Origin of the sequence: Microcella sp. (genome assembly GCF_030645145.1) — a bacterium.
Taxonomy (GTDB): Bacteria; Actinomycetota; Actinomycetes; order Actinomycetales; family Microbacteriaceae; genus Microcella.
In genome coordinates this window covers 1-2,242 of the sequence record NZ_JAUSMI010000055.1, presented here as the reverse complement: position 1 = coordinate 2,242, position 2,242 = coordinate 1, and the positions used below count along the sequence as shown (strand labels likewise).

Genomic DNA, 2,242 nt, shown 5'->3' with positions numbered 1-2,242 from the left:
CGCGCGGCCCGCGCATGGCGCGGGCCGCGGGCGGTGCGGCAGCGCGCGCGGCCCGGGGCGGGCACGGAGCGCCGCGCTTACGCGTGCCGCGCCGTCGACTGGCGCACGATGAGCTCGGGCTGCACGGGCGCGTGGCTCAGCTCGGTGTCTCCGCGCAGCTCGCCGAGCAGGAGCTCGATCGCCCGCCGGCCGATCTCGGCGAAGTTCTGCCGCACCGTCGTGAGCGGCGGGGCGAAGTGCGCCGCCTCGGGGATGTCGTCGAACCCGACGATCGACATGTCGCCGGGCACCGATAGCCCCGACTCGCGGCACGCGTGCATGAAGCCGAGCGCCATCTGGTCGTTGCCGCAGAACACGGCCGTGAAGTCGCGGTACCGCAGCAGCTCGAGCCCCGCGTAGTAGCCGAAGTGCGCCGTCCAGTCGCCGAGGATGGGCGCGCGGGTGCGCAGGTCGGCGTCACCGAGCTCGCGCAGGAACCCCTGCATCCGCGCCTCGGCCTCGATCCAGTCCTGCGGCCCCGAGATGTGCATGATCTCGGTGTGGCCGAGGTCGATGAGGTGCCGCGTCGCGAGCCGCGCCCCCTGGATCTGGTCGACCCACAGCGAGTGCGCCGTGTTGAGCCCGGTCGACTCGAGCGTGACGAACGGCACCGCGACCTGCAGGTCGTTGAGCGCCTCGAACACGCGCACCTGCGGCGCGATGACGATGAGCGCCTCGATCGACTGCGCCATGAGGTGGTCGAGCCCGGCCTTGATCGAGGCGTACTCGCTCGAGCTGATGTTGGTGATCGAGAGGCGGTAGCCGGCTTCGCGCGCGGCGGTCTCGATGGCCTGGATGCTCGTGGCCGGCCCGTAGTGGACGGTCTGCGCCGCGAGCACCCCGATCGTCCGCGATCGGCTCGTGACGAGCGCGCGCGCGGCCTGGTTCGGCCGGTACCCGAGCTCCTCGATCGCGGCCTGCACGCGCGCGAGCGTCTCGGGCCGGATGGACGGACTGTCGTTGAGCGCCCGCGAGACGGTCTGGTACGAGACCCCGGCGACCCGGGCGACGTCGCGGATGTTCGGGGCGCGCACGCGCTCCGGCTCGCTCGCCTGCTCAGGACTCGACACGAGACCCTTCCGATCCGGTGATGTGTACGTTCACATCAGCAGGCCCATTATGCACGCGGATGCCCGCCCGACGACGAGGGAACGTCGCGTGATCGAGGCGGTCAGCCCAGCCGCGCGAGCGACTGCCGCACGTCGGCGAGCAGATCCTCGACGTCCTCGAGCCCCACCGAGAGCCGGATGATCGCGTCCGACACCTCGAGCGCCGTGCCCCGCACCGAGGCGTGGGTCATCTCGCTCGGGTAGTTGACGAGAGATTCGACTCCCCCGAGCGACTCCGCGAGCGAGAACACCTGCAGCCCCTCGGCGAAAGCGCGCGCGGCCGCGGCGCCTCCCGCGAGCTCGAGCGAGAGCATCCCGCCGAAGCCCCGCATCTGGCGCGCGGCGAGGTCGTGCCCGGGGTGCGAGGGCAGGCCGGGGTAGTACACGCGAGTGACCGCGGCATGCCCCTCGAGAGCCGATGCGAGCGCGTGCGCCGACGCCGAGTGGCGATCCATGCGCACGGCGAGCGTCTTGATGCCGCGAGTGGTGAGCCACGCGTCGAGCGGGCCCGAGACGGCGCCCGCGGCGAACTGGTGGAAGCCGACCTTCTCGGCGAGCGCGTCATCCGAGAGCACGACCGCGCCGCCGATGACGTCGGAGTGCCCGCCGAGGTACTTCGTCGTCGAGTGGACGACGACGTCGGCGCCGAGCGCGAGCGGCTGCTGGAGGTACGGGGTCGCGAAGGTGTTGTCGACGACGACGAGCGCGCCGGCCGCGTGCGCGACCTCGGCGAGCGCGGCGACGTCGGTGATCTTCATGAGCGGGTTCGACGGCGTCTCGAGCCACAGCACCCGAGCGCCCGTCGAGGCGAGGGCCGAGCGCACGGCCTCCAGGTCGTCGAGCTCGATCGTCGTGAGCCCGATGTTCCAGTCGCCGAAGATGCGGCGCACGAGCCGGTGGGTGCCGCCGTAGACGTCGTTGCCCATGAGCACGTGGTCGCCGGGGCGCAGGACGGCGCGCAGCAGCGCGTCTTCGGCAGCGAGCCCCGACGCGAAGCTGAAGGCGTGGGTCGCGCCCTCGAGCGAGGCGAGCTGCTTCTGCAAGGCCTCCCGCGTCGGGTTGCCGCCGCGGCCGTACTCGTAGCCTCCGCGCAG

Annotated in this window: 2 protein-coding genes; both read right to left on the bottom strand. The window is 72.3% G+C overall.

From position 1 onward, the window contains the following. Positions 1-77 precede the first annotated feature (77 nt). Positions 78-1,109, bottom strand: coding sequence for a LacI family DNA-binding transcriptional regulator (locus tag Q7T15_RS03345; protein ID WP_304693257.1), 1,032 nt, complete (start codon positions 1,107-1,109; stop codon positions 78-80). A 101-nt stretch (positions 1,110-1,210) separates the two neighbouring features. Beyond that, a partial coding sequence (locus Q7T15_RS03340; RefSeq protein WP_304693255.1) for a cystathionine gamma-synthase occupies positions 1,211-2,242 on the bottom strand: 1,032 nt, incomplete at its 5' end.